General features: G+C 70.1%; 22 protein-coding genes and 1 pseudogene. 12 read left to right on the top strand and 11 right to left on the bottom strand.

The window, feature by feature from the left end:
- The first annotated feature begins 37 nt into the window (after window positions 1-37).
- From DC434_RS01140 to DC434_RS01130, 3 genes are read left to right on the top strand one after another with little or no spacing between them, the layout of a single operon-like run.
- A complete protein-coding gene (locus tag DC434_RS01140; protein ID WP_116633440.1) occupies window positions 38-475 on the top strand; it encodes a MarR family winged helix-turn-helix transcriptional regulator in 438 nt (145 codons plus the stop codon).
- Window positions 472-1,452 (top strand): zinc-binding dehydrogenase, encoded by a 981-nt coding sequence (locus DC434_RS01135; protein ID WP_116633439.1) that lies wholly within the window; start codon window positions 472-474, stop codon window positions 1,450-1,452. Before DC434_RS01140 ends, DC434_RS01135 begins: the two co-directional genes overlap by 4 nt.
- Window positions 1,449-1,643, top strand: a complete 195-nt coding sequence (locus tag DC434_RS01130) for a hypothetical protein (protein WP_116633438.1) — start codon at window positions 1,449-1,451, stop codon at window positions 1,641-1,643. Before DC434_RS01135 ends, DC434_RS01130 begins: the two co-directional genes overlap by 4 nt.
- A gap of 23 nt (window positions 1,644-1,666) precedes the next feature.
- On the opposite strand, the gene DC434_RS01125 is transcribed toward DC434_RS01130, so the two are convergent.
- Genes DC434_RS01125 through DC434_RS01090 form a run of 8 tightly spaced genes read right to left on the bottom strand, consistent with a single transcriptional unit; the run spans window position 1,667 to window position 11,098 of the window.
- Window positions 1,667-2,518 carry a CPBP family intramembrane glutamic endopeptidase gene (locus DC434_RS01125; protein WP_116633437.1) on the bottom strand — a complete coding sequence of 284 codons (852 nt, stop codon included), beginning with the start codon at window positions 2,516-2,518 and terminating at the stop codon, window positions 1,667-1,669.
- A gap of 40 nt (window positions 2,519-2,558) precedes the next feature.
- On the bottom strand, window positions 2,559-4,307 hold the full coding sequence (locus DC434_RS01120; protein WP_116633436.1) for a sugar phosphorylase: 1,749 nt from the start codon (window positions 4,305-4,307) through the stop codon (window positions 2,559-2,561).
- Window positions 4,304-5,629, bottom strand: a complete 1,326-nt coding sequence (locus DC434_RS01115; RefSeq protein WP_116633435.1) for a glycoside hydrolase family 36 protein — start codon at window positions 5,627-5,629, stop codon at window positions 4,304-4,306. The genes DC434_RS01120 and DC434_RS01115 overlap by 4 nt, the downstream gene beginning before the upstream one ends.
- Entirely contained in the window at window positions 5,626-6,738 is a 1,113-nt protein-coding gene (locus DC434_RS01110) for a Gfo/Idh/MocA family oxidoreductase (RefSeq protein ID WP_116633434.1), read from the bottom strand. The genes DC434_RS01115 and DC434_RS01110 overlap by 4 nt, the downstream gene beginning before the upstream one ends.
- On the bottom strand, window positions 6,735-7,793 hold the full coding sequence (locus DC434_RS01105; protein WP_116633433.1) for a zinc-binding alcohol dehydrogenase: 1,059 nt from the start codon (window positions 7,791-7,793) through the stop codon (window positions 6,735-6,737). The genes DC434_RS01110 and DC434_RS01105 overlap by 4 nt, the downstream gene beginning before the upstream one ends.
- 34 nt (window positions 7,794-7,827) lie before the next feature.
- Entirely contained in the window at window positions 7,828-8,733 is a 906-nt protein-coding gene (locus tag DC434_RS01100; protein WP_116633432.1) for a carbohydrate ABC transporter permease, read from the bottom strand.
- Window positions 8,730-9,734: a sugar ABC transporter permease gene (locus DC434_RS01095; RefSeq protein ID WP_116633431.1), complete on the bottom strand. Its 1,005-nt coding sequence runs from the start codon at window positions 9,732-9,734 to the stop codon at window positions 8,730-8,732. The genes DC434_RS01100 and DC434_RS01095 overlap by 4 nt, the downstream gene beginning before the upstream one ends.
- Complete coding sequence (locus DC434_RS01090) at window positions 9,731-11,098, bottom strand: extracellular solute-binding protein (protein WP_116633430.1); 1,368 nt, start codon at window positions 11,096-11,098, stop codon at window positions 9,731-9,733. The genes DC434_RS01095 and DC434_RS01090 overlap by 4 nt, the downstream gene beginning before the upstream one ends.
- A 165-nt stretch (window positions 11,099-11,263) precedes the next feature.
- On the opposite strand from DC434_RS01090, the gene DC434_RS01085 reads away from it, so the two are divergent.
- Window positions 11,264-12,415 carry an ROK family protein gene (locus DC434_RS01085; protein WP_116633981.1) on the top strand — a complete coding sequence of 384 codons (1,152 nt, stop codon included), beginning with the start codon at window positions 11,264-11,266 and terminating at the stop codon, window positions 12,413-12,415.
- A gap of 16 nt (window positions 12,416-12,431) precedes the next feature.
- On the opposite strand, the gene DC434_RS01080 is transcribed toward DC434_RS01085, so the two are convergent.
- Complete coding sequence (locus tag DC434_RS01080) at window positions 12,432-13,127, bottom strand: WYL domain-containing protein (RefSeq protein WP_116633429.1); 696 nt, start codon at window positions 13,125-13,127, stop codon at window positions 12,432-12,434.
- Window positions 13,128-13,176: 49 nt separating this feature from the next.
- Between DC434_RS01080 and DC434_RS01075 the strand changes: the two genes are divergently transcribed.
- Window positions 13,177-13,854: an alpha/beta hydrolase gene (locus DC434_RS01075; protein WP_116633428.1), complete on the top strand. Its 678-nt coding sequence runs from the start codon at window positions 13,177-13,179 to the stop codon at window positions 13,852-13,854.
- A 28-nt stretch (window positions 13,855-13,882) separates the two neighbouring features.
- Window positions 13,883-14,110, top strand: a complete 228-nt coding sequence (locus DC434_RS01070; RefSeq protein WP_116633427.1) for an RNA-binding S4 domain-containing protein — start codon at window positions 13,883-13,885, stop codon at window positions 14,108-14,110.
- Between the two features lie 6 nt (window positions 14,111-14,116).
- On the opposite strand, the gene DC434_RS01065 is transcribed toward DC434_RS01070, so the two are convergent.
- Complete coding sequence (locus DC434_RS01065) at window positions 14,117-14,737, bottom strand: small multidrug efflux protein (RefSeq protein WP_116633426.1); 621 nt, start codon at window positions 14,735-14,737, stop codon at window positions 14,117-14,119.
- Window positions 14,738-14,906: 169 nt separating this feature from the next.
- Here DC434_RS01065 and DC434_RS01060 point away from each other — a divergent pair, with 169 nt between their 5' ends.
- From DC434_RS01060 to DC434_RS01035, 6 genes are all read left to right on the top strand, one after another.
- Complete coding sequence (locus DC434_RS01060) at window positions 14,907-15,731, top strand: MerR family transcriptional regulator (RefSeq protein ID WP_116633425.1); 825 nt, start codon at window positions 14,907-14,909, stop codon at window positions 15,729-15,731.
- Window positions 15,721-16,455: a GPP34 family phosphoprotein gene (locus tag DC434_RS01055; protein WP_116633424.1), complete on the top strand. Its 735-nt coding sequence runs from the start codon at window positions 15,721-15,723 to the stop codon at window positions 16,453-16,455. Before DC434_RS01060 ends, DC434_RS01055 begins: the two co-directional genes overlap by 11 nt.
- Before the next feature lie 61 nt (window positions 16,456-16,516).
- Entirely contained in the window at window positions 16,517-17,899 is a 1,383-nt protein-coding gene (locus DC434_RS01050) for an HNH endonuclease signature motif containing protein (protein ID WP_116633423.1), read from the top strand.
- Between the two features lie 101 nt (window positions 17,900-18,000).
- Complete coding sequence (locus DC434_RS01045; RefSeq protein WP_116633422.1) at window positions 18,001-18,624, top strand: cyclodeaminase/cyclohydrolase family protein; 624 nt, start codon at window positions 18,001-18,003, stop codon at window positions 18,622-18,624.
- A gap of 56 nt (window positions 18,625-18,680) precedes the next feature.
- Window positions 18,681-19,025, top strand: a complete 345-nt coding sequence (locus tag DC434_RS01040; RefSeq protein WP_116633421.1) for an L-rhamnose mutarotase — start codon at window positions 18,681-18,683, stop codon at window positions 19,023-19,025.
- A 61-nt stretch (window positions 19,026-19,086) separates the two neighbouring features.
- Window positions 19,087-19,977 carry a PhzF family phenazine biosynthesis protein gene (locus DC434_RS01035; RefSeq protein ID WP_116633420.1) on the top strand — a complete coding sequence of 297 codons (891 nt, stop codon included), beginning with the start codon at window positions 19,087-19,089 and terminating at the stop codon, window positions 19,975-19,977.
- A 51-nt stretch (window positions 19,978-20,028) separates the two neighbouring features.
- Here the strand turns inward: DC434_RS01035 and DC434_RS01030 are convergent.
- Window positions 20,029-20,892 (bottom strand): annotated as a pseudogene (locus DC434_RS01030) (DMT family transporter); the annotation flags it as partial.
- Between the last annotated feature and the right edge of the window lie 26 nt (window positions 20,893-20,918).

The following is a 20,918-nucleotide window of genomic DNA, read 5'->3' as shown; positions in this document are numbered from 1 at the left end:
CTGGGAATATATACGCGGCTCGCACGTTGCATCCTTCATGGACTTCTTCGACGCCCTCGTCCGGTACGAGACCAACCTGTGGAACCACCTCGATGACGCCGTGCGGCACGCCGGAGCACCCGGCCTCGCGACCCTCTCAGCCCTGCGGGTCGTCGATCGATTCGCTCCGGCCGGCCGCGTGCAGGAGCTCCGGGACGAGCTGCGGATCACCGTGGGCGCGGCGAGCAAGCTCGTCGATCGCCTGGAACGCGAGGGGCTGGCGGTGCGACATCCGCATCCCACCGATCGGCGTTCCTCTCTGATCGCGCTGACCGCCGCCGGGGAGACCGTTCTGACTCGTGGCACACAGGCGATGGCGGATGCTCTCGCCGACCACCTCGCGGGGCAGGATCTCACCGAGGTCACGTCGCTCCTCGCCCGACTCGACCGATCGCTCTCCGGCGCGCCGGTCGTCACCGCGGAGGCGATCCGATGAACGAGTCGATGCGCGCCGTCGTGGTGGAGGCTCCCGGAGGCCCCGAGGTGCTTGCCGTGCGCACAGTGCCGAGGCCGCGAGCCTCGAACGATCAGGTCCTCATCCGCGTGAAGGCCTTCGGCCTCAACCGCTCGGAGCTGCACTTCCGAAACGGCCTGGCCTACAGCGGCAGTTTTCCGCGGATCCCCGGTATCGAGGCGACCGGCGTCGTGGAGGAGGCTCCGGGAGGGCAGTTCCTGCCGGGCCAGCAGGTGATGACCATGATGGGCGGCATGGGTCGCGAGTTCGACGGCGGATACGCCGAGTTCGTGCGGGTGCCCGCAGCGCAGGTCATCCCGTTCCGGAGCGAGCTCCCGTGGGAGGTCGTGGGCGCGGTGCCCGAGATGCTCCAGACCGCGTACGGCTCCCTGGCGATCGGCGTGCGAGCGGGCGACGGCGACAGTCTCCTGATCAGGGGTGGCACGTCATCGGTCGGCCTGGCGCTGGCGGTCCTGGCGAAGCAGCGCGGGATGCAGGTCCTCTCGACGACCCGCAGCGAAAGCCGCCGCCCGCTGCTGGAGAGCGTCGGCGTCGACCACGTGCTGATCGACGACGGAGACATCTCGGAACGAGTCCGTGACATCATCCCGGACGGCGTCGACGGAGCCGTGGAGCTCGTCGGGGTGAACGTGATGCGGGACACACTGCGCAGCGTCCGCTTGGGCGGCGTCGTCTGCTTCACCGGGATGCTGTCGGACCAGTGGACCATCCCCGACTTCTACCCCATGGACTGGCTGCCGAACGGCCTGCGGCTCACCTCGTACTCCGGCGAAGCCGCCGACCTGCCGCCGCGAGTGCTGCAGGAGTTCCTGGACGCGGTCGCCGCGGGCGAGGCGCGGATCCCCGTCGGCAGGACGTACGCCATGGACGACATCGCACAGGCGCACCGCGATCTGGAGGCGAACGTCGTGGGCGGCAAGGGCGTGGTGCTGCCGTGAGCACGCCCATCGACTGGGCCCAGGCGCAGTATCTGCGCCGTCGTGCAGCGCTGCCGCTCGCCGTGCCGGATCGCGACGCCGACTCGGCGGATCGGACCGAGGGAGAGTCCGTCGTGGCGGACGCCCGGCAGCACGTCCTTGTCGCCGAGCACTCGGCATCGTCGGTCATCCCAGATATCGCCCGCTCCTGATCGCGTTCGGTGGCGAGAGTCGATCAGCTCGCCGAAGCCGCGACCTCTGCCCGTCGACGGCGGCGCTCGCTGACGAGGAACACGATCAGCAGGATGAAGCCCGTGACGATGACGATGTACGTGCTCAGCGCGGGCAGGAGGACGAGCGGGTTGCCGCTGGTGGGGAACGCGCCGAAGAGGAAGATCGACGGATCGGTGCTCGCATGCACGAGCATCGGCGCGATCAGCGTGCGCGTCACCCGCAGGATCAGGTACATGCAGATGCCGAATCCGAACGTGTAGACGATCTGCAGGAGAGTCGTGCCGAGCCCCTGGTCCGACGTGAAGAGGTTCGTGAAGTGCAGGGCGGCGAAGATGCCCGCCGAGGCGAGGGCGACGGCGATCTCACGGTGGCCCCCCTTGCGCATGAGGTTGATCACGAACCCGCGCGTGACGAGCTCCTCGACCAGGCCGACGAAGAGCCCGGCCAGCAGCCAGGTGCCGACCAGGGTGATCCCCGCCTTCGCGTAGTCGATGGTGAGGAACGCACCGACGTTGATGACGAGCACGACGATCAGGGCGATCCACATCCACCGGCGGCCGCCGAGAGTCTGACGCGCGAACAGCTCCTTCAGCCAGCCGACGGATGCCGCGAACGCGAAGAGCAGGATGCTGGTGAGGATGATGGGCAGCGCCGTGGAGAAGAACACGTCCCCGGCGCTCCCCTTCTCGGCGCGGAGACCGCTCCCCTCGGGGACGGCGAGCCCGAGCAGGAAGCCGATCAGCTCATAGACGCCGAGGTAGACCGCGGCGAGCAGGAGCGCACGCCAGAATCCGCCCCTGCTCCAGAACCGCTTCCATGCCGATGACTGCTCGACTGATGTCTGCCCGGCCATGATGCCCTCCCTGAGGTCCCGAGCGGTCGTCGCCTCCCCGTCAGAGGCGGTCGCCGGTGTCTCGATTCGATGATGGCAGAGCGGCCAGCCAGACGTAGCCGAACGGCGCCAGCACGAGTCCGTCGTGATGAACCCCGCTCAGCAGGTCCGTGCCGCTCAGCGACTCCAGCGACACCGCCTCGTCGCTCACGTTCACGACCGCGACGACCTCATCATCGGTTCCCGCCGCGCGACGGACCACGAGCACACGGTCGTCGAGGAACGCGATCTCCTGCGCGGCGAACGGCGAGAACGCCGCTGTCCCCCGTCTGACCGCGAGCATCGCGCGGACGCCATTCAGCATGCCGGATCGACGCCCCGGCACCTGCAGCTCGGCGTGCAGGGTGTCGGCGTCGAGCACCTCGCGGTTGATGCGCCGCGCGATGTCGCTGTCCTGCACTCCCTGGTGGTCCTGCTGCGACCCGAGCAGCGAGTGGTGATAGATGGCCGGGACGCCGACGAGGGACAGCAGGATGGCGTGGGCCGCGAGCCCGCGCCGCACGGCCGAGGCATCCGGATCCGGGTCCGCCGGGTCGACCAGCGCCTCGAGGAAGTTCGTGTTGAGCTCGTACACCCCCTCGCTGCCGTCGGGGCGCTTGGCCATCGACACCCGTCCGCCGCGGGCGAGCGTCCGCTCGACGAGCAGTGCGCGATCGGCATCCGTCAGCAGCCCCTCGGTGGGGCGCAGGCCGATGCCGTCGTGGCTCGCGAGGAAGTTGAACCAGGTGGCGGTGTCGCTGACGGGTCCCACGCCGCTCGCCCACTCCGACAGCGCGGTCGCCCGGCCCGTCACGAACGCATGCAGCACGAGGGGCGGCAGCGCGAACTGGTAGACCATGTGCGCTTCGTCGCTGCCGTCGCCGAAGTAGGTGATGTTGTCGGCGTGCGGCACGTTCGTCTCGGTGAGGAGGAGGGTGCCCGGCGCGAGCTCGTCGACGAGGATCCGCCAGATCCGGATGATGTCGTGCGTCTGCGGCAGATGGATGCAGGTGGTGCCGGACTGCTTCCACAGGTAGCCGATCGCGTCGAGGCGCACCGTGGTGGCGCCGCGCGCGAGGTAGCCGAGCAGGATGTCGGTGAGGTCGAGGAGCACGGCGGGCGTGCTCGGGTCGATGTCGATCTGGTCGGGTCCGAAAGTGGTCCACGCCCGCGCCATGGTGCCGTCGGGACGCGCGTACTCGTGCACGAGCGGAGTGACGCGCGGCCGGACGACGTGCGAGACGTCGAATCCGGGCCCGTTCTCGGGGAAGGGATCGAGGAAGTATCCGTCGTACCGCTCGTCCCGCGCGAGCCAGGACTGGAACCACGGCGACGAGCTGGAGATGTGGTTGGCGACGAAGTCCAGCGCGAGCGCGTACTCGTCGCGGAGGTCCGCGATGTCGTCCCAGGTGCCGAGCGCCGGATTCACCTGGCGGTGGTCGACGACGCCGAATCCGTCGTCCGAGGTCCACGGATAGATCGGCAGCAGATGCACGTCGCTGATGACGTCGCCGATGTGGTCGCGCAGCACTCCGGCGAGCGTGTGCAGCGGCGTCTCCCCCGGCCGGCGGAACGAGTCGCCATAGGTGATGAGATAGGCGGTGCGCTCATCCGGTCCGACATGATCCGCGTCCTGTCGCGGGGAGGCCAGGCGGGCGCGCCAGGTCTCCGCCAGGTCGAGGAGCGCGGCGAGCACCTCGGCCGCGGCATCCGGGTAGAGCTGCGCGACGAGCGGGGCGAGGCGGTCCTGCAGACCGTTCTCCGTGGTCATGCCGATGTCTCCTTCAGAAGCTGACGGACGAGTTCCATCCCGCGCGCGTCGAGACCGTCGATGCGATCCGAGAAGCCACGGATGCCGGGGGCGGCGAGCACCACGTCAGCCCACTCCTCGCGCAGCGCGAACTCGGGCCGGGCGACCAGGCAGTCGGGGTCGTTGGTCCAGAACCGCCCGTGCTGCCAGGCCCGCGCCTCGACCGACATCTGTCCGCGCAGGCCCTGCGAGCCGTCCTCGCCGCCCTCGTGGAACGTGTCGCCGGCGACCCGCATCGCGTCGACGAGACCGACGCTGGGCAGGATCGGCGCGCCGCATCCGAGCAGGAACGCGTCGTCGCCGAGCACCTCGCGGATCAGCTCGAGACCCGAGCGGTAGGCCGAGATGGGTGTGGCATCCGCGTCGTGGCGGCTGCCGGGCAGCGCTCCGGAGTAGAGGAAGTCGAGCTTCACGTAGTCGATGCCCAGATCGCGGATGTCGGAGAAGACGCGGGTCAGGTAATCGCGCACGCCGGGGTGTGTGAGGTCGAGTCCTCGCATGTCGTCGCCCCAGTTGCGTCCGGCGTCGCCGAGCACCCAGTCCGCATGCTCGCGCGCGACCGACGAGGTCGCGCCGACCGAGAAGGGAGCCACCCAGATGCCCGCGCGACGGCCGCTGTCGAGGATGGCGCCGACCGCGGCGGGCAGCGAGCCGAAGCGCGGGTTCGGCGCCGTCCACTCGCCGGTTCCCAGGCTCCATCCGTCGTCGATCTGCACCACGTCGACGTCGAGCCCCGCGGCGTCGATCGCGCGCACGTTCTCGATGACGTCGGACGCGTGCACCTCTTCGAAGTACTGGTACCAGGTGCACCACACGCGCGGCGCGGCCCACCCGAAGCGGGCGCCGGCTGCTGCGCCGAAGCGGTCTCCGAAGGCGGCGAGCGCGGCGGCGCCCTTCGACAGGCTCAGGGACCCAGGGTTCGACAAGCTCAGGGACCCAGGGTCCGACAGGCTCAGGGACCCGGGGTCGGCATCCGTCTCCACGACGACCCGATCCTCCCGCCATGTCGCGCGGATCGTCGGCACCTCGCGGCTCGCGTCGAGGGTGCCGAACACACGCGCCTCACGCCCGTCACCGGGGTCGACGACCAGCAGGCCCTCCCCCTGCAACGCGTCGTCGGCGACGGGCGTGCCAGGACGGAAGCGCATGGCATGCTGCCACGGCTCCGCCGGCCGGTGGATCTCCTCCCCGCGAGCGGACCAGGTCGTCGGGCTCCAGCTCTGCCAGCCCTCCGCGTACACACGGGCGTCCGGCCCGACCGGGATCTCATCGATGACGGTCACGCTGCTGCCTTCCCTTCAAGGGCTGTCGTCAGTTCGAGCTCGGCCGGGTGCACCGGCATCCCACCGGCCTGCGCGGATTCGACGGCGGCGATCGTCGTCCTGACGGTGGCGGTGACGTGCGCGGCGGAGTTCTCCGGCTCGCGTCCCTCGGCGACGGCGGTCTGCAGCTCGCCCATCGCCCCGGCGAAGCCGTCGGTGAACCACTGCCCTTCCAGTGCGAACTCGCGGCTCTGACCATCCCGGTCGAGCGCGAGCCGGTCGGAGCCGAGCAGCACGCTGCCGCGCAGGGTGCCCTCCGTCCCGTGGATCCAGAACGGGCATCCCCCGGCTGACGCCACGGCGCTCCCGACGATGCGGATCGACGCGCTCGCGCCGGACGAGACGTCGACGCGCAGGTCCGCTCCCCACGGGTTGCGCGCCTCATCGGGCTGCGCGGGAACGCGATGATCGGATGCCGCGACGGCCACGACCGACGTGCCTTCGAGCCAGCAGCGGGTGATGTCGATCCAGTGCACGAGGTAGTCGTTCAGCAGCATGTGCGGCACGTCGTCGAACGGAGTGCCCGCGAGCGGCGGCAGCGGCTTGTCATGCAGGTGGGTGACGCCGACGACATCGCCGATGCGCCCTTCGCGGATCAGCAGCGTCGCGAGTCGCCAGGCCGGTGCCCAGCGCGCGTTCTGGTTGACGGCGACGCGGATGCCCTTCGCTCGGGCCTCGTCGAGCACCTCGGCGAGCCGCGGCAGTTCGGATGGGTCGCTGACCAGGGGCTTCTGCGCGAGCACATGCTTGCCTGCGGCGACGGCCGCCGCGATGAGCTCGAGGCGTCCCGTCGGCCCCGTCGCGAGGTCGACCACCTCGACGCGGGGATCGGCGAGCAGGGTGTCGAGCGAGTCGTGCACGGTCTCGATGCCGAAATCGGCGGCGAGCGCCTCGGCGTCGGCCCGGGTGCGAGAGGTCACGGCGACCACCGGCACATCCCAGGCCCGATAGGCGGGCAGGTGCGCGGAGCGCGCGATGGCCCCGGCGCCGACGAGCCCGACGCCGAGACGGCGGTCCGGAAACGACGGGCGGTACGAGGGGACGGCGTCGTCGGGGATCTCGGAGCTCACTGCACCTGCTCCGGTGCCGCCTCGAACCGCAGCACGGCCTGCAGGATCTCGGGGTCACCGGCATCCAGGCGCGCGAACACGCCGGCGACATCCTCCGCCGGCACGACATCCGACACGAGCGCGCCCGCGTCGACGTCGCCGGCGAAAACGAGGCCCATGACCGTGCGCACCAGCCGCCCCTGATTCCAGCGGCCCCCGAGCGAGACCGGCACGCCGGAGATCTGGCTCGCGACGATGCGCACGCGGTTGTGGTGGAACTCCTCGCCGAGGCGCAGGTTCGACGCCCCGCCCTGATAGAAGCCGGATGCCGCGACCAGCCCCTCGGTCACGACGGAACGCACGGCCTCGTGCAGCGCGCGGTCGGTGCCGGAGAGCTCGATGGCACTGTCGGCGCCCCCGCCGGTGAGCTCGCGGATCCTCTCCCCCGCGCCGCCTTCCCGCAGCGCATCCACCGCGTGGACGGCCCCGAAGGTCGTCGCCATGGCGAGGCGGGCGGCCACCGTGTCGACGGCGATCACCCGGCCGCCCGAGAGCGACGCGAGCCGGGTGGCGAGGAGTCCGATGACCCCCTGTCCGAAGACCGCGACCTGCTCGCCCAGCCGCACGTCGGCGGCGAGGACGCCGTTGAGCGCGATGGCGCCGACGCGGGCGAAGGTGCCGAGCACCGGGTCGACGCCGTCGGGCACGATGCGCCCGGCGACCGCCGCGGCCGGGACGACGGCGTCGCTGCGGTGACCCCAGATGCCGTGGACCACGTCGCCGACGTGCACGTCGGTCACGTCATCCGCGACCTCGACGACCTGACCGACCTCGGAGTAGCCCCAGCCGCTGACCGGGTAGCCGAAGCTCGGCTCGCCAGGCACGAACAGCCGCCGCTCGGCATCCCACGTCGACGTGAGGTACGGATTGGTCCCGCGATACGCGGTCAGCTCGGTCCCTGCCGAGATGCCGGAGTACCAGGTGGCGATCCGGACCGATCCGGGTGTCAGAGGCTGGGCCTCGATCTCGACCAGCTCGACCTCGCGGACGGCGGAGAACTGCACGACATGGGGCACGGGCTGTGCCTTCCTTCCAGGATCGACGGGTGATTCAGCCCTTCTCCGCACCGGCGGTGAGGCCCCCGACGAGGAGCCGCTCCGATGCGAAGAAGAGCAGGATGATGGGCAGGGTGAGGATGACGGACCCGGCCATCAGCACCGTGGTGGGGACCTCGATGCTGCCGGCGAGCTGGGACAGACCGAGCGACACCGTCCACGAGTCGCGCTTCTCGACGAGGAACAGCAGCGCGAACAGGAACTCGTTCCACGCGATCATGAAGATGAACAGGCCGTTCGACACGATGGCGGGCATCGCGAGCGGGATGCTGACCTTGCGCATGATCTGGAACCTGCTGGCCCCGTCGAGCGCCGCCGCCTCCTCCAGCGAGACCGGGATCGTCGCGAAGTAGTTGCGGAGCGTGTAGATCGACACGGCAGCGACCTGCGAGACGTACACGATGAGCAGGCCGACCAACGAGCCGCGCAGCCCGATCTGCGTGAAGAACACGAAGAGCGGCACCGCGAGCAGGATCGCCGGGAAGAAGTACACCGCGAGGAAGAGTCCCGACACCTGACGGCGTCCGAAGAACGCGAGCCGGCTGACCGCATACGAACCCGGGATCGAGACCAGCAGCGTGAGCACGACGGTCGCCAGCGCGACGAGCAGCGAGTTGCGCATGAAGACGATGAAGCCCTGCCCACCGGCATCCACGGGGGCGAGCACGTCGAGATACGTCGAGAAGTCGAGCTCCTCGATCGTGATCCACAGCGCCCCGGGGTTCTGCAGCAGCGAGTCGAGCGACCGGAAGCTCAGCAGCACCATGTAGTAGAACGGCACGACCGCGGCGAGCACCAGGAGCACGATCACGATCGGGCGGAGCACACGGAACAGGCCGTTCTCGAAGCTGTCGCGGGTCAGGCCGCGGCGCGGGGCGCGGGTCGTGGTGGACGCGCTCATGCCTGCTCCTCCTGCTTGCCGAAGAACTTCAGGTAGATGCCGACGAGCACGGCGAGGATCGCGGCCAGCACGAGCGCCTGCGCGGCGGCTGCACCGATGTCGCCCCGCGCGGTGAGCAGGTCGAACACCCGCACCGAGACGACCTCGGTGCCGGCTCCGCCGCCCGTGAGCAGGTAGATGTCGTCGAAGTTGTTGAACGTCCAGATGAAGCGCAGCACGCAGAGCACGGCGATCGTGGGCAGCAGCTGCGGCAGGAGGATGTGGCGGAAGCGCTGGGTGGGCGTCGCGCCGTCGACGCGCGCGGCCTCATCGAGCACGCCGGGCACGGCCTCGAGACGGGCCGTGAGGAAGAGGAACGCGAAGGGGAAGGAGCGCCAGGCCTCGAAGAGGATGACGGTGATGAGCGCGATCGGCAGCTCCACCTGCCACCCGAAGATGCTGACCGGCAGGGAGCGGTCGGAGAGGAAGGCGACCGGGTCCTCCCAGCCGAGCACGTTCTGGCCGAACCAGTTCACGATGCCGAACTGCGGGTTGAGCATGGTCGACCACACGAAGGTGGCGGCGACGACCGGGGCGACGTAGGGCAGCAGCAGCGAGGCGCGCACGAGACCGCGGCCCCGGAACGGCTTGCGGAGGGCGACCGCGGCGATGAGGCCGATGCCGATCGCGAGCCCGGTGCCGCACACGGAGTAGACGATGGTCGTCCAGAGGGCGCTGAAGAAGCCGGGCGAGGTGAGCACGTCGATGAAGTTGTCGAGCGTGTACTCGCCGATGATGCCGGTGCCGCGGATGTTGATGAGCCGCACGTCCTGGAACGCCAGCGAGATCGCCCAGATGATCGGCAGCACCACGGCGACGAGGATGATGATGAACGTCGGCGAGATGAGCAGAAGGCCGGCGCGGTTCTCCTCGCGGTTGTGCCGCGAGCGCCGGCGCGGCTTCGTGGTCCCGGGACCGAGGCGCGCGGCCTCGGTCCCGGATCCGTTCTCGAGAGTGGTCACTTGAGCGACTCGCCGATCGAGCGCACCGCCTCGGCGGCCGTCGCTGCGGCCTCGGCCGGGTCTCCGCCCTGCGCGACATCGCTGACGGCGGTCGAGACGGGGAGCTCTCCCTGGAGGGCGCCGAGCAGGCTGCCCTGACCCTGCGTGATGCCCCAGCGTGCGAGATCCTGCGGACCGGCGGCCACAGCCTCGAGCACCTCGGGCGTGTAGAAGTCCGACAGCGGCGCCTTGGTGTCGACTCCGGCGGGAAGCGTGCCCCACAGGTCGGAGAACTTCGTCGGCTCGTCCGGGGTGCCGGTGCGCACCGGCACCTTGCCCTCGGGAGCGATCGCGATCCACGGCTCATAGCCGTCGCCCATCATGTACTCGATGAACGACTGCGAGGCCTCGGCGTTCGCGCCCTCGGTGATGGTCCACGAGGTGATCTCGCCGAACTGCGCCGGTGCGTCGCCGTCGGGACCGGCGATCGAGGTCACCACGCCGGTGTTCTGCGCCAGGAAGGCGGGGTCGGCCACGCACTCGGGGCACGACGGCTTGGCGTCTTCCCGGAGCCCGGCCATCTCGTCGAGGACGAAGCTCGACCAGATGAACATGGCCGCTCCGCCCGCGAAGTAGGTCGCGCGGGTGGTGTCGACGTCCTGCGCACCGGGCACGGAGTAGTTCTCGGTCAGGTCGCCGTAGAACTCGAAGGCGCTGACGCACGCGTCGGAGTCGAGCTCCACGTCGCCGTCCTTGTTCACGAGCTCGCAGCCGTTGCCGAGCGCGATCTGCTCGAAGGTCTGCTCCGTGAAGGCGTCGCCCGGCGCCGTGGCACCCACGAATCCGGCGACCTCCGGCGAGTCGAGCTTCTCGGCCGCGGCGAGGATCGACTCGTAGGAGTCGGGGGCCTCGAGGCCTGCCGCCTCGAAGAGGTCGGTGCGGTAGAAGAGCATCTGCGTCCACGACTCGCTCGGCACGGCGAGGGCCGTGTCACCGTCGGAGGTCAGCGTCAGGGCGTTCTCCGAGAACGTGGACGGGTCGAGGGCGTCGATGGTCGCAGCCACGGCGTCCGTGTCGACGAACTCGTTGGCCGACAGCGTGCGCACCTGCGGAAGCGAGATGCCGCCGATCACGTCGGGGAGGTCGCCGGCGGCGGCCGACGACGTCAGGAGCTGGGCGAACTGATCCTCGGCGACCGAGACGAGCTCGACGTCGATGCCGGTCTTCTCGGTGAACGCGTCGACGATCTCCTGCGTCGCGGCGACGCGGTCGGGAAGGTCCTCCTGCAGCCAGAAGGTGATGCCGTCGCCTCCGTCGCCGCCTCCCTCGTCGCCGGAGCTGGTGCATCCGGTGAGGGCGAGCGCGGTCAGGCCGACCACGGCCATTGCTACTGCTGTCGCACGGGTCTTCACTATGCGCCTCCTTGCGCTGAGGTCCTGCAGGTCTCTTCGGGGCTCGGTCGGAATGTCACGACCATTAAGACTAAAAGCTAGACATAAGTCGCATAGCTGTCAAGCATTATGCTGAGAACGACCCCCATGGAGGTGGAGATGTCCGGTCCCGGCGATGTGCTCGAGCTGATCCGCGAGCGTCGCGCCTTCACGCGCGGCGACGTCCTCGAGGTGACCGGCCTCTCGCGGATGACGGTCGCGACCCGCATCGACGCCCTGCTGGACGCCGGCCTGATCATCGAGTCCGGCACCGAGAGGGTCTCGGCCGGCCGGCCGTCGCGCCGCCTCGAGTTCAACACGGCGCACGCCCACGTGATCGCCGCGAGCGTCGACACCACCCACACCACCGTCGCCCTCACCGACCTGGCCGGCCGGATCACGGTCGAGGAGCGCGTCGAGGTCGCGGTCGCCGACGGTCCCGACCTGACGCTCAACGCCATCGCCGACCGGGCTGCCCACCTTCTCGCGCGCGCCGGGATCGCGCGCGACGACGTCGCGGCCATCGCGCTCAGCATCCCCGGCCCCGTGGATCCCGACACCGACCGGCCCAGCCAGCCGCCGATCATGCCGGGGTGGGACGCCTACCCGATCCCCGACCATCTGAACCGCGCGCTCGGCGTCCCCGTCCTGGTGTCGAACGATGCGGATGCCGCCGCCCTCGGCGAGCAGCGGGCCGCGCATCCGAACTCGCGGTCGCTGTGCTTCCTCAAGGTGTCGTCCGGTATCGGCACGGGGATCGTGCTCGGCGGACGCGTGTATCGCGGCGCCGACGGAGGCGCAGGCGACATCGGGCACGTCAAGATCGCCGGGCACGGCGACCTGCTGTGCCAGTGCGGAGCACGCGGATGCCTCGCCGCCGCGGCATCCGGTCGCGCCGTGGCCCGCTCCCTCACCGCCCTCGGAAAGCCCGCCGCATCGGCATCCGACGTCGGCGCCTACCTCGCCGACGGAGATTCGGATGCCGCCAACCTCACGCAGGAGGCCGGCCGCCTGATCGGCGAGGTCGTGGCCACGGTCGTGTCCCTCCTCAACCCCTCCGAGGTCGTGCTCGGCGGGATGCTCGCCTCCCCGCCCCTGCTGGCGGGCGTGCGCGAGACGCTCTACCCCCGTTCGCTCCCCCGGGCGACCCGGCACCTCAGCATCAGCCAGTCGACGCTCGGCGAGAAGGCGACGGTGGTGGGTCTCGCGGCGATGGTGGTCGAGCGCGAGTACTCGGTGTCCGCGGTCAACGCCGATCTCGCGCGATCCTGACGGGGATCGAAGACGCCTAGCGGTCGGCGAGCGGCGCGGCGGACGACGGCGGGGCGCCGATCGCCTCCACCGGGATGGCAGCGGCCCGCTCCTTCGTCAGTCGCGCACCGACGACACGATCGGTGCGGAACCAGCGGATGCCGTCGGCCAGGCGGCAGTGGCCGACGAAGTACCAGTGCCCGCGGGTGAACGCGAGGAGGATCGGGTCGACCTTCCGTGTCGTGGCCGCCCCCTGGTGGTCGACGTAGTCGACGGTCACGACCCGCATCTCGTTCAGGGCGTGCTCGAGAGCGCGCTGCACCTTCGGGGTCGCGGGAGCGTCGCTCGTGTCGATCCAGATCCGATCGGTGAGAGAGGTCGCGCGGTCGCGGGCCCCGCTGTCCATCACGCCCAGCACCTTGTTCAGCGCGCCGCGCAGGTGCTCGGCGAACGGCTGCTCCCGATGGACCGCCGCGGCGGCGGCGAGGCCGGCGACTTCCGCCTCGGTGAAGTTGACCGGCGGGAGGGTCGCCTCGGCGTCGACGACGTAGCCGCCACCCGGCCCCGGTCGCGCCCAGGCGGGAAAGCCGGAGTGCTGCAGCGTCGAGATGTCGCGCTTGATCGTGCGCGTGCTCACCGCGAAGGTCGCCGCCAGGCGCTCGGCCGTGCGACCGGCCTGACCGGCGCGCCGCAGCTCCTCGCGGATGGCGTAGAGCCGATCGGTGCGATTCACGGATAAATAGTGACATAGGAGTGACATTCAGGCGAGGAAGGATCGGAGAATGATCACTTCATCGGAGACCATCCTGTTCCTCAGCGGCGCGGGGCTCAGCCCCCGGATCTGGGACGGCGTGCGTGATGACCTCGCCGTCGCGTCGGTCGTCGCGCCGCGCCCGACCGCAGGCGCGTCGTCGCTGAGCGACCACGCGGAAGCGGCGATCGCGTCCGTCGACGGCCGCAGCTTCACGATCGTCGCCCACTCGATCGGCGGGGTGATCGCCAGCGAGATCCTCCGGCTCGCCCCGGAGCGGGTCGACGGCCTGCTGGCCGTGTCGGCCGTGATCCCGCGCGCCGGGGAGTCCTTCGTCTCCGCGATGCCGGCGCCGAACCGGTGGATCCTGCCGGTGGCGCTCCGACTCGGCGGGACCCGGCCGCCGGAGTCCGCGATCCGTCGCGGTCTCGGTCACGGACTCGAAGAGACGGAGGTCGACCGGGTCGTCGCCGAGTTCACCCCGGAACCGCGACGACTCTACCTCGACAGGACGCGCGGCCACGCCTGGACCGGGCGGACCGGGTACCTGACGACCACGCACGATCGCGAGCTGCCCGCGGCGATGCAGCGGCGCTTCGCCGATCGCCTCGGCGCGGAGGGGAGGGAAGACCTCCCGACGGGCCATCTGCCGATGCTGCAGGAGCCCGCGCAGACCGCATCCGCCATCCGTCGCTTCCTGGACGCCTGATGACCGACCCGGCGGCTAGCATTCAAGGATGACGAACAACGGCCCGATCGACGACGTCTCCATCGGCGGCGAGATGATCCGTCTCGGCCAGTTCCTGAAGTTCTCGGGTCTGCTCGACTCCGGCGGAGACGCCAAGGAGGTCGTGATCGACGGCTACGTGACGGTCAACGGCGAGGTCGATCGCCGCCGCGGCCGACAGCTCCACGACGGTGATCTGGTGACGTTCGAGGGACGCACGGTCCGCGTCCGGCCCTGAGGCCGATCACCAGCCCAGGAGGGCGAGGAGTCCGGTCGCGGCCGCAGCCACGGCCCCGGTCCACAGCACGATCGCGACGACCTGCCACAGGGTGACCCACTCCTTGCGCACGCCCGAGGCGACGAAGAAGGCGGCGGTCAGCATCGTCGGTAGGGCGAGGGGCGCGATGATGCTCGCCCCGGGGACGCCGAAGCGCACCAGCCAGCGGCGCAGCTTGTCCCGCCCCTTGGAGGCGTGGGTCGGCTTCGCATCGCCGGCTCTCTCGTTCTCGGCGCCCTCGTTGTCGGCGACGACGGTCGCGGTCGCTGCTGTCGCGGCATCCGTCTCGCCGAGACCCGACGACGTCACACCGGCCCCGCCCGGGGATCCCACCCGCGCCTGGCGACGCGCGACGACGCCGCCGCGGATGCGAGAGCCGAGCAGGACCACTCCGATCACGCAGAGGATGTTCCCGGCAGCAGCGGCGACCGCCGCGACGATCGGGTTGATGCCGGCGATGATGCCGAACGCCGCTGCGCCCTCCCCCTCGATGTAGGGGATCATGGCGACGACCGCGACCATCAGCGGCTGGAGGATGTCCGGGACCTGGTTGATGAAGTCCTGCAGCCAGGGGTACGGGTTGTCCATGTCTCTTCTCTCTCGATGACGGATGCCGCGGATCGGCATCCGTTTCCCTCACGAAGTGAAGACCGTGTTCTCAGAACAGGGTCAAGTCCCTGCGTGATCGTCACTGCGGTACTTGACCCTGTTCCGGGAACAGGGTCTTGAATGGACCCGAAGAGAGGACGTGACCCCGATGGCTTGGAGCACGAGCGAACTGGCGGACCTCGCCGGGACGACCGTCAACAGCGTGCGGCACTACCACCGCACAGGTCTGCTCGACGAGCCGGAACGCCTGTCCAACGGATACAAGCAGTACAGCGCCCGGCACCTCGTGCGCCTGCTGCAGATCCGTCGGCTCCGTGAACTCGGCGTGCCGCTGGCGCAGATCGAGGCCGTCGGATTCGAGAGCGGCGGGAACTCCGGTCAGGCCCTCCTCGCGATCGACGCCGACCTCGCCGCCAGCATCGAACGTCTGCAGCGGGCGCGTGCCGAGATCCGGGCCATCCTCGAGGGCACGACCGGGATCGACGTTCCGCCGGGATTCGAGGATGTCGCAGGGAAGCTCTCCGGACCCAATCGGTCGCTCATGCTGGTCTATTCGCAGTTGTACGACGAGTCCGCCATGTCCGATGTGAAGAGGATGGTGCAGGATGAGCCCGACGATCTGAACGATGAGTTCGACACACTCCCGCCCAATGCCGACGAGGCCACTCGCGAGCGCATCGCCGTGGCCATGGCTCCGCAGCTCGCCCAGCACATCGCGGACTACCCCTGGCTGATGCAGCCCGCCGAGCACCTGTCGAAGGGCATGCGGGTGACGCAGGAGACCTTCATCGCCACGGTGAGAGAGCTGTACAACGAGGCTCAGCTCCACGTCCTGGCGCGCGCCAGCATCCTGGCGACCGAGAAGAGAGCAGCGGATGCCGAGCCGGCATCCGCCCCGGACGACGCCGGCGCCCTGGGCGACGCGAGCGCCCTGGGCGACGCGAATCACGAAGGAGAGCACCATGACCGATGACCTCGAGCCCCAGGCGGCGGCCGCACCGGGCGCAGCCGCCGGGGATGCCGAACGGATCTCCCCGGATCCACTGCTCGTCGAAGACACGCTGCTGCTGCTCTTCCAGCCGGATTCCGGATCGATCGCGGGCGAGAACATCCTCTTCTACGTGCTGGGTGGTGCCGTGCTCGGCGACCTCGCACTCGCCGGGCGCGTCGAGACGGAGAAGCGAGCCCTCTCGACGCGGGTGCAGGCGACAGGAGCGGGAGCCCTGCCGGACGCGCTGCTCGAGCCCGCGTGGTCGTTCCTGGCTCCGAAGCCGCGCGGCGTGCAGACGGCGCTCGCGGCGATCGGGCCGGAATTGCGTGGCCCCGTCCTTGATCGGCTCGTCGCACGAGGCGACCTGAACCGAGAGGAGGGGAAGACTCTCGGCATCTTCCCGACGACGAAGCTCACGCTGGGAAGTGGCCGGCGGGACGCTCTGATGGGGCGCGTGCGTGCGGCGCTCGTCGACGGGGAGGCGCCCGACGCCCGCACGGCGGCGAGCATCGCGCTGCTCTCCGCGAGCGGCACGCTTCCGCAGTTTCACCGCGAGATCCCGTGGAGCGGCGACGTCTACACGCGGGGCAAGGAACTGGAACGCGGCGACTGGGGCGCCGCAGCAGCCTCTTCGGCGGTCACCCGCACGATGGCCGCCATCATCGGCAATGCGGTAGTCGCGGCGACAGTGCTGCCGCGGAGCTGAGACGGCCTCCCGCGGGCGGTTGTATGCCGCCATATTAGTACATATGTTCTAATCTGTGGGTATGGCACAGCGGCAGACGGATCTTCACCTCGACCTCGATAAGCGGCGTCGCGTGCTGGAGGCGTGGGTGGAGAAGAAGCGGCAGATCGCGGTGCTGGAGTGCGAGGCGCTGGAGGTGATGGTCGAGCAGATCGGGTTCCATGAGGCGGATGTCGCGGGGAACGGGTTCCATCGGGATGCGATCTATCGGTCGATGGTCGCGGAGTTCTCCGCTGCCGCTCGGATCCCGACCGGGTCTGTGGAGTTCGCGTTCACGGATGCCCTGGTGGTGTCGACGGCGTTGCCGGAGGTGCGGGCGGCGTTCGCCGCGGGCCGGGTGGCTGCGGGGCATGTGCGGGAGATCGTGCGGGAGAGTGCGATCGTGGCGGAGGCGATCCGGAACAAGCGGGTGGATGCCGGCGTGATGGCGTTGTATGAGGCGGCGGTGCTGGTGTTCGCCGAGCAGGAGACCGCGGCGCGGACGAAGGCGCATGCGGCGCAGGTCGCGGCGGCGTTGGTCGGGGAGACGGTCACGGACCGGCACCAGCGGGCGGCCTCGGAGCGGTGCGTCAAGGTGCGTTCCGTCGGCGACGGGCTGGCGTTGTTGACGGCGGTGCTGCCGGAGTGGGTCGCTGTCGCGATCGCGGACCGGCTGCGCCAGATGACCCGGCAGGTGATCCGGAACCGTGCGCATGCCCGCGACGATGCCGAGAGTGCACGCGACGACGGAAGCGTGATCGTCAGCGACGACACGTTCGCCACCGACCCCGACACAGACACAGGCGCGGACACAGGCGCGGATGCCGAGGATGTCGCCGCGGACACGCGCACCTGGGATCAGGTGCAGGCGGACCTGCTCGCCGATCTGCTGCTCACCGCCGACCCCAGCGCCATCCACGGCGACGGGCTGGACAACATCCAGGGCCGCATCCAGGTGACGATCGCCGGGACCACCCTCGCCGGCGCGGATGATCGACCGGCGGACCTCGACGGATACGGCCCCCTCCACCCCGACATCGCCCGCGACCTCGCCGGACGCAACACCGGGTGGTCTCGCCTGTTCCTCGACCCCGACGGGATGGTCCGAGAGACCGACACGTACACCCCGACCGAGGGTATGCGGAGGTTCCTGCGCGCCCGGGACCAGCACTGCCGATTCCCCGGCTGCCGGATGCCGGTACACCGGTGCGACATCGACCACACCCACGACCACGCCCGAGGAGGCAAGACCAGGCTCGACAACCTCGCCCACCTCTGCCGCGCCCACCACACCCTCAAACACCCCGACATCGCCGACACACACCGGTGGACAGCCCGACAAGAACGCGACGGCACCATCACCTGGCACAGCCCCCTCGGCCGCACCTACACCGACCGACCCACCCACCGCGTCATGTTCACCTGATGCAAGCGGGCATCCCACGGGCTCGGATCTGTCGCCTGCGGTCCGTGCCAGAGAAGACCGGGCTTCCACCGAAGGTGTGACGGCAGGTTAGGGTTGCGCGCATGGATCACGACGCCGACGTGCCGACGTCCACCCCTCTGGACGGGTGGCTGGCGCAGCTCGGTCAGCCGAACGGGGCGCCCGGCGGGGGCGCGGCGGCGGGGGTGATGCTGGGGATCGCCGCGTCGCTTCTGCGCATGGTCGCGGAGTACACGCCGGATGATCCCCGCGCGACGGAGTGCGCCGGCCGGCTCGCCCGCATGCGCGAGGAGGCTCTGGACGCCGCCGAGGCCGACGGCATCCTCTCGGCAGGCTTCGGCGCCGCACTGGCACTGCCGGCGGACGACCCCGAGAGGAGCCGTCGCGTGCGGGATGCCGCGCTCGAGGCGGCCGACTCGTCGACGCGTCTCGGGGCCATCGGCATCCGACTGCTGCCCGAGGTGCGCGTTCTCACCGAGATCGGGAATCCGCACCTGCAGGCGGATCTCGCGGTCGCAGCGGAAGCCCTGCGCGCCGGTCTCGCCGGCGCGACGATCAACCTGCGCGCGAACCTGCAGATCGCCCGGAAGCACGACGCCCCGGCGCCGCTCCGGTCAGATCTCGACGCCGAGGCCTCACGCCTGACAGAGGCGCAGAACGCGGTCGCCCGCATCGCCGACGAACTCGCGGCGCGCGCCGGCGAGTGAGCACGCGCAGCATCCGACGACACGGACTTCGTGAGACGTTTCACTATGGTGGACGGATGACCATACGAGTCGCGTTCCAGCTGCAGATCGCCCCGGGGATGATCGACGAGTACGTCGCCCGGCACACTCCGGTCTGGCCGGAGATGCTCGCGGAGATCGCCGCGTCCGGACGCCGCAACTACTCGATCTTCCTCGGTGAGGGCGGCCGGCTCTTCGGCTACTACGAGACCGACGACGACGAGGCCGCCCGCGCCTACCTCGCGGCATCACCCGTCGCCGCGAAGTGGGAGGCCTCGATGGCCGAGTTCTTCGTCGGACTCGAGGGCCGCGCCGACCAGGCCGCCACCCCGCTCGTCGAGGTGTTCAACCTGCATGATCAGCGGGAGGCATCCGGCGCGTAGACGCACCGCCTCGGGATTCCTAGCATGGGGAGGACACACCGCGACGGCCGGAGGACGACCTATGAACGTGCCCTTCTTCTGGGTGGACGTCTTCGCAACCGCCCCTCTCGCCGGGAACCCTCTCGCGCTCGTCCCGGACGCCGACGCGCTGACGGCCGAGACGATGCAGGCCATCGCTCGCGAGTTCAACCAGTCGGAGACGACCTTCCTCGTGCGTCCGACGCTGCCCGGCGCGGATCATCGCCTGCGGTCCTTCACCCCCGGCGGCTTCGAAGTGCTCGGCGCGGGGCACAACGCGATGGGCGCGTGGCTGTGGCTGGCGGCATCCGGTCGGCTGGATGAGAACGGTGGGCGGTACGTGCAGCAGATCGGCGACGAACTGCTCCCGGTCAGCGCCACGCGCGATGGCGCGGGCCGAGCGGTCGTCACGATGCAGCAGTCGGAGCCTCGATTCCTGACGGCGGTCACCGGCGAGCGACGGGGCGCCCTCGCCGCGGTCCTCGGGCTCGATGCGACCGACCTCAGCGACGATCGCGCGGCGCAGGTCGTCTCCACGGGTGCCGAGCATCTGCTCGTCCCCGCGCGGAACCCGGATGCCGTCGATACGGCCCAGCCCGACACCGCGGGCCTGCGCGAGTTCCTGGCCGACGTCGGCGCCGAAGGCTGCTACCTCTACACGACCGCCGTCGAGCCGGGATCAGGGCTCGACGCCTACGCACGGTTCTTCAATCCGACCGTGGGGATCGTCGAGGACCCCGCGACCGGCACGGCCGCGGGTCCGCTCGCCGCACTCCTCGTGCGCGACGGACTCGCACACGAGGGCACTCCGATCACGGTGGAGCAGGGCACGGCCCTCGGCCGCCCGAGCCGCATCGGCCTGCAGGTCGACGGTGCCGTGGTGACGATCTCCGGAACGGGGATCATCGTGGGCGAGGGCGTGCTCCGCCTCTGACCGGGGCGTCCGCTCTCGGCCTGCGCGCGCCTCCGAAGCGAGCACCATCCCGACACCCAGACCGCAGAGCAGGAAGCCGAGCAACGTCACGACGGTCAGCGTCTCTCCGAGGAGGACAGCTCCGGCCACCGCGGTGAACGGGGCGATGAGGAAGAGCAGCGCGTTGAGCGCCGTGATGCCGATACGGCGCAGCAGCCACCAGTAGAGCCCGTACGCCGCGAGCGTCGGGAACGCCGCGGCGAGCGCGGTCGCCACCCAGAAGGATGCCGAAGCGGGCGGCAGGAGGGTGCCCGTCGCGGCGGCGAGCACCACGAGCGCGACCGCTGACACCGCGGCGTGGATCGCCAGGGTCGGGAGCACAGCGGTCCTCGGGTCGCGCCGACGCTGGATGATCGTGCCGGCGATCAGGCACGCCATCGCGACGGCGAGAAGGAGGTACACGAGCGGATGCGCGTCGGACTGGCCGAGCTGCGACTGCACGACGAACACGACGCCGACGGCCCCGAGGATCAGTCCGATCCACTGGATGCCGCGCACGTGCAGGCCGAGGAGAGGACCGACGAGCAGGGCGATCACGAGAGGCTGCACGGCGTCGATCAGCGCGACCGTTCCCGTCGCGATGCCGGCGGCGAGCGCGGCATAGGTCGCCGTGCAGTAGCCGAACTGCGCGAACAGGCCGACGGCTCCCTGCCAGCGGAGGTCGGACACCGTGGTGTCGCGGAAGGCCCCCGTGGCGAAGGCGACGATGAGCAGGACGCCCGCCAGAGGCACGAAGCGCCAGACGAGCAGCGTCACCGGCGCGGCGTCGACGGTCGCGATCGCCGCGATGAGGAACCCGGAGCTCCAGGTGACCACGAAGGCCGTGGCTGCCGCGACCGTGAGGAAGGCAGATACTATACCGATCTGTTTACTCATCCCTCGACTATACAGGTTGGTATACT

It is taken from the genome of Microbacterium sp. TPD7012 (genome assembly GCF_003075395.1).
Classification (GTDB): domain Bacteria; phylum Actinomycetota; class Actinomycetes; order Actinomycetales; family Microbacteriaceae; genus Microbacterium.
This window is presented reverse-complemented; position numbering and strand designations above follow the sequence as displayed.